This window comes from Klebsiella sp. K-3, assembly GCF_051207495.1.
Taxonomy (GTDB): Bacteria; Pseudomonadota; Gammaproteobacteria; order Enterobacterales; family Enterobacteriaceae; genus Klebsiella; species Klebsiella aerogenes.
In genome coordinates, this window is the sequence record NZ_JBPNXF010000010.1 from 246428 (window position 1) to 252683 (window position 6256).

Consider the following 6256-nt stretch of genomic DNA (forward strand, 5'->3'; position numbering starts at 1 on the left):
TTTAAAGGAGTTATTGTGCTCGATTATGCTGCTTTCCCTCAGCAACGACAAGCGCTGATTTGTCAGATCCTGCAGGAGGACGGTAGGGTCGTCTGCGCCGATCTGGCCCAGCGCTTACAGGTCTCTGAACACACTATTCGCCGCGATCTTCATGAGCTAAGCAAAGACGGATATTGTAAGAAAGTCTACGGCGGTGCGGTGATGACCCTGCCGGAATCCATGGAGTACAACGAACGTAAAGAGAAAAATAGGGCAACAAAGAGCAGGATCGCTCAGAAATGCGCACAGCTAGTGAAACCGGGCGGCTGTATTTTTATTGATACCGGCACCACCAATCTGGCAATGGCGGAAGCGCTACCGGGCGAACTGGCCTTAACCGTGGTTACCAATTCCCCGGAAATTGCGGCGGTTCTGCTTAAAAAACCGCTTTATGAGGTAGTGATGCTTGGCGGTCTGGTGCAACGCGCGGCTGGCGGTTGTGTCGGCGCATCGGCGGTGGCCCAGGTGCAGGGGATCCTCTTCGATCAGGGATTTATTGGCGGCTGCGCGATGGCTCCGGAGTCAGGTTTAACCGGCTTTGATCACGCCGATTGTGAATTTAAGAAAGCGGTTATCAAACAGTGCAGTGAAATTATCGTTGGCTTAACCTCAGATAAAATCCCCGCCGTCGCGCGTTTTGTGGTAGCTGAAAGCAGCGCCATTGACGTGCTGGTCGTGGAGGAAAACATCAGCCGTAAATACCGGGATGCTTTCCGTGAACACGAGATCCGTATCTATACCGTCTAGCACACGGGCAAATTATTAATTTGAGAAAACCGGGCTATCACTTTGATAAAAATGGCGGCGAAATGTTACTGACCTGCGAGCCGCGGCCTCAGCAGCGCTATTTTCTCCGCACTTTAGCCGCATTTTGCGCGGCGACTCACAAAAACGAAGCTCAAGCAGCACCTCATTGATTTCTGGCACAAATCTTGGATTTGTTATCGCTGATGTGGCTTTTCCCATGGGTTGTGGATAGCGCGACGTTTAGCGAACCCGGGATTGCCCGCAACGGATAATCATTGAGGGGACTGTTATGTGTGCTTCACCTTCAGCGCCGCTACGGCGCGTGGATGGACTGGCGAAAGTCAAAGGAACGGCCGTTTATGGCGACGATATTACCTTACCGGGCATGCTGTATGGCGTTTGCCGTTTTGCGGATATACCCGCCGGGAAAATCGAGGCGATAGATCTCAGCGAGGCGCTGAATGTTGCAGGCGTGGTAAAAATCGCCACCTGGCAGGATATCCCCGGTACGCCGGTCGTGGGGATTATCGTCAAAGATTATCTGCCCATCGTCAAAGACGAGGTGGTCTTCCACGGCGATGTCGTCGCCGTGGTGGCGGCAACCAGTTATGAAGCCGCCTGCGAAGCGGCGGATAAAATACATGTGCGCTACACGCCTTATGAGCCGCTAACGGATGTAGAAGCCGCTCTGGCGTCGGATGCCCGGCGAATTCACCCGGAGCGCAGCGATAATATCGCCGCTCATCACCACACCGTTAAGGGCGACATCGCCAAAGGTTTCGCCGAAGCTAGCCACGTGATTGAACGTGAATATGAAGTGGGCTTCCAGGAACATGCCTACATCGAACCGGAAGTCGTACTGACCTGGCTTGACCCCACCGATGGCAGCCTGATTATCTCCGGCTCTATTCAGAACCCGCACCGCGTACGCAGCTTCGTGGCTAAGTTTATGGGCTGCCCGCAAAGCCAGATTAACGTCAAACGCGCGGTGATGGGCGGCTCGTTCGGCGGCAAAGATGACATCATCGATCATCTGGCCTGCCGTTCCGCATTGATGACGCGCCTGACCGGTCGCCCGGTGAAATTTGCCTACACTCGCGAGCAGTCCATTATCGAAAGCTGTAAGCGCCACCCTTATAAAATGAAGTATCGGGCCGGGGTGGACGATAACGGACGCATTCTGGCGATCAAAATCGATATTCTTGCCGACAGCGGCGGCTATGCGGCGTCCTCCCCGTTCGTCACCTGGCGCTCTTCGGTACAAGCTGCCGGGCCGTATAATATTGATAACGTCCATATTGACGTCAAAGCCGTGTATACCAACAACAGCTATACCTCTGCGATGCGTGGTTTTGGCTCACCACAGGTGGTTTACGCGAATGAATCCTTTATGGATGAAATTGCCGAAGCGCTCAATCTCTCGCCGGTGGCGGTGCGTGAAGTGAACGCGCTGCGTCAGGGCGATACCTCGGTCACCGGCCAGCGGTTTGATAAACACACCGTCTCGGCGATTGAAGTCCTGAGCAAGGCGGTGAATGCCTCGGAATTTGCGGCAAAACGCCAGCACTATCGTGAATTGAACCAACAAGGCGATGTTTATCGATATGGTATTGGCCTGGCGCTGAGCTACCGCGGTTGTTCCATCGGCGCGGAAGGGGTAGATACCTCGACGGCGCTCATTCAGGTGAATGAAGACGGTAGCGTCAATCTGGCGACATCGGTATCGGAAAACGGTCAGGGTCTGCAAACCGCGATGTCGCTAATCGCCGCGGAAGCCTTTGGTATTCCTCTATCGGAACTGCATTTTATGGAACCGCCGACCTCGGTTATCGGCGACGGCGGATCGACGGCGGCCACCCGCGGAACGATGGTCGGCGGCGGGGCGATTCTTGACGCCGCCGACAAGATAAAGCGCCGTATTCTCAGCGTCGTCGGCGACAGCATCGGCACCCGCGAGTTGGAAGAAACCCTGTGGCAGGATGGCTTTATCATCAACGCCCAGGACAGTGAACGGCGTATTGACTTCAAAACTGCGGTCAATAGGACCAAATGGGCCAGCGTCAGCCTGACCGAGTACGGCTGGTTTGTGCCGCCGCCCATTCACTGGGATGAAGAAAAAGGCTGCGGCAGCCCGTACTTTACCTGGGTCTACGGCTGCCAGGTGGCTGAGGTACGGGTGAACACCAGCACTGGTAAAACCGATTTGCTGCACGTTACCGCCGCCCATGACGTGGGCCGGGTACTCAACCCGGTGGGTTTTGAAGGCCAGGTTTACGGTGGGGTGGCGCAGGGTTTCGGCTATGCGCTGCTGGAAGACTTCAACATTGAAAACGGCCAGGTCAAATCGGAAAACTTCGACAGCTACCTGCTGCCGACGATGAAAGACATTCCGCCGATGACGATTATCGGCGTAGAAAACCCGGATATCGCCGGGCCTCTGGGGGCGAAGGGGATTGGCGAGCCGGCCACTGAACTCGCGGCGGCGGCTATCAACAACGCGGTGAGTTTTGCCCTTGAGACGCGGTTTAATAAATTACCGCTGACCCTCGAACAGGTGATCCTCGGCTACAACCTGAAGAAGCCGGTTCGCCAAAGCGAAATGATGCTGGAGGCGGAAAACAAGAAGCAGGTGCTGCGCCTCACTGATGTGAAAGTTACCCGGACGAAAAGCCTGCAGGAGGCGTTAACCCTGCTGGCGCAAGAGGGCGTGACGGCTATCGCCGGCGGTACCGATGTGATTGTGCAGGGGCGTTTGCAAACCCGCGCGATGCGGTTGGTTGATATTTCCCGTCTGCCAGAGTTGACGCAGGTGAGCGAGGATCCGGTCAGCCATGAGGTCATCATTGGCGGAGCGATGACCTTTAACCGTATTACCGATCATCCGCTGCTGCGCGAACGTTACCCGCTGCTGGTGCAGGCCTGTCATACCGTCGGTTCGCACCAGATCCGCAACCGCGCCACCATCGGCGGCAATATCGTCAACGCCGCGCCCTGCGGCGATTCCATTCCACCTGCCATCCTCTATGACGCGCGCATCGAACTGCGCTCGTTAAATGGCGTACGTACCCTCGGTCTGGCCGAGTTCTTGCTGTCTGGCTACAAGACCCTGCGCCAGCCGGATGAGCTTTTGACCAAAGTGATACTGCCGCCACCGGCGCGTCCGCAGGCCAAAGGTTTCTATCACCAGTTAGGGCGGCGCAACGCGCTCAACATCACCCGTCAGAGCCTGAGCGCGCTGCTTGATTTTGCCGATGATGGCACGGTGAGCTACTGCCGTCTGGTGGATGGCGCGCTGTTCAGTAAACCGCAGCGGCTGCTGGATATTGAGCGCTGCCTGCTGGGGAAACCACTGAACAACGACACTATCGATAGCGCCTGCGAAGTGCTGGACAAGCTTATCTATGCGGCCATTGGTAAGCGCTGGTCGGCGGCATATAAGCAGCCGGTATTCGTCAATATGTTCCGCGACATGATGGCCGAGGCGCAACGGGCCTCAGGGATTTAATGATTCAATCAGGGCGCCAGAGCGCCCTGTACAGGATAGAGCTATGAGCACAATTAAAGTGAAGGTAAATGGCAAGCTGGTGGAAGCAAAAGTAGAAGGCAATATGCGCTTATTGGATCTGGTGCGGGATACATTGCATCTTACCGCCACCAAAGAGGGATGTTCGATTGGCGAATGCGGCGCTTGCACGGTGCTGATGGACGGTAACGCCGTTTGTTCTTGCCTGGTACTGGCCGAACAGTGTGATGAAGCGGAGATCGAGACGCTCGAAGGGTTAAACGATAATCCGATTACCCAGAAATTACAGAATGCATTTATTGAGAAGGGCGGTGTGCAGTGCGGGTTCTGTACGCCAGGAGTATTGGTGAGCGCCACCGAGTTATTAACCAAAGAGCCGCATCCGGACGAAGCGCAAATAAAGGATGTATTAGAAGGCAATATGTGCCGCTGTACCGGCTATCAGCCGATTATTGATTCCATTCAACACGCGATTAAATCGTGATCTTATACCGGGGTTACAGCGTTGTGTGACTTGGTAGCCGGCAAAGAGCAATGCGCTGCCTCGGGGAAAACCCCCGGTGGCGCTAGCGCTTACCGGGGCTACAGGGTGGTGCGATTGGGTAGCCCGGAGAAGGCGCTAGCGCTTACCGGGGCTACAGGGTGGTGCGATTTGGTAGCCCGGACAAGGCGCCATGCGCCGCCTCCGGGAAAATCCCCGGTGTCGCTAGCGCTTACCGGGGCTACAGGGTGGTGCGATTTGGTAGCCCGGAGAAGGCGCCATGCGCCGCCTCCGGGAAAATCCCCGGTGGCGCTAGCGCTTACCGGGGCTACTCAATGGTACAAAGGCTCGAACTTTAACCCATCGCGCTTTCGCGCAGGCGGGCTTTCAGCTTGTTGTACTCGTCGATCACGTACTGTTCCGCCGCGCGCTGATCGGCAATCCGCTCAACGTTGACCGCGCAGTACTTGTACTCCGGCGTTTTGGTTATCGGGCTCAGGTTCTCCGACACCAGCTCGTTACAGGCGCCAATCCACCACTGGTAGGTCATGTACACCGCGCCTTTATTCGGCCGTTCGCTGACCTGCGCGCGGGTGATGATGCGGCCTTTACGCGAATTGACCCACACCAGCGCTTCATCTTCGATGCCCAACCGTTCGGCGTCGGCGGTGTTGATTTGCGCATAGCCCGGTTCATCGGCAAGCCTGCTTAAGGCCGCACAGTTACCGGTCATCGAACGGCAGGAGTAGTGGCCGACTTCGCGCACCGTCGACAGCACCAGCGGATACTGTTCAGAAAGTTTATCTCCCGGCGCGACCCAGTCGCAGGTGAAAAACTGGGCTTTACCGCTCGGTGTAGAAAACCTCTCTTTAAACAGATACGACGTCCCCTGGTCGGCGTCGGACTCATCGCGGCATGGCCACATGACATAGCCGAGCTCGCCCATTTTTTCATAGGTGGCGCCGTAGAAGTCCGGGCACAGATGCCGCAACTCATCCCAGATCTCCTGGGTGTTGTTGTAGTGCATCGGATAGCCCATCCGGGTGGCGATTTCGCTGATGATCTGCCAGTCGGTTTTCAGGTCCCACTTCGGCTCCACCGCTTTAAAGAAGCGCTGGAAGCCGCGGTCCGCTGCGGTATACACGCCTTCGTGCTCGCCCCACGAGGTGGACGGCAGGATGACGTCGGCCGCGGCGGCGGTTTTGGTCATGAAAATATCCTGGACGATAACCAGTTCCAGCTGTTCAAACGCCTTGCGTACCGCGGAAAGCTCGGCATCGGTCTGCAGCGGATCCTCGCCCATAATATAGGCGGCGCGGACTTCGCCGTGTTCGGCGCGGTGCGGCAGCTCGCTGATGCGATAACCGGTATGTTCCGGCAGGCTGTCGACGCCCCAGGCTTTAGCGAACTTCTCGCGGTTTTCCGGGAACTTAACGTACTGGTAGCCCGGATAGGTATCCGGCAGC

The 6256-nt window shown here is 56.5% G+C and carries 4 protein-coding genes; 3 read left to right on the plus strand and 1 reads right to left on the minus strand.

Annotated features, from left to right (window positions below):
• The first annotated feature begins 15 nt into the window (after positions 1–15).
• The 3 genes from ACSEMK_RS18360 (at position 16) to ACSEMK_RS18370 (ending at position 4793) form a co-directional block, all read left to right on the plus strand.
• Positions 16–786: a DeoR/GlpR family DNA-binding transcription regulator gene (locus ACSEMK_RS18360; protein WP_015705204.1), complete on the plus strand. Its 771-nt coding sequence runs from the start codon at positions 16–18 to the stop codon at positions 784–786.
• A 289-nt stretch (positions 787–1075) separates the two neighbouring features.
• On the plus strand, positions 1076–4291 hold the full coding sequence (locus tag ACSEMK_RS18365; protein WP_430915226.1) for a molybdopterin cofactor-binding domain-containing protein: 3216 nt from the start codon (positions 1076–1078) through the stop codon (positions 4289–4291).
• Between the two features lie 43 nt (positions 4292–4334).
• Positions 4335–4793, plus strand: a complete 459-nt coding sequence (locus ACSEMK_RS18370; protein ID WP_045367023.1) for a (2Fe-2S)-binding protein — start codon at positions 4335–4337, stop codon at positions 4791–4793.
• 352 nt (positions 4794–5145) lie between these two features.
• On the opposite strand, the gene ACSEMK_RS18375 is transcribed toward ACSEMK_RS18370, so the two are convergent.
• On the minus strand, positions 5146–6256 hold a 1111-nt coding region (locus ACSEMK_RS18375; RefSeq protein WP_435336618.1), incomplete at its 5' end, for a molybdopterin-dependent oxidoreductase.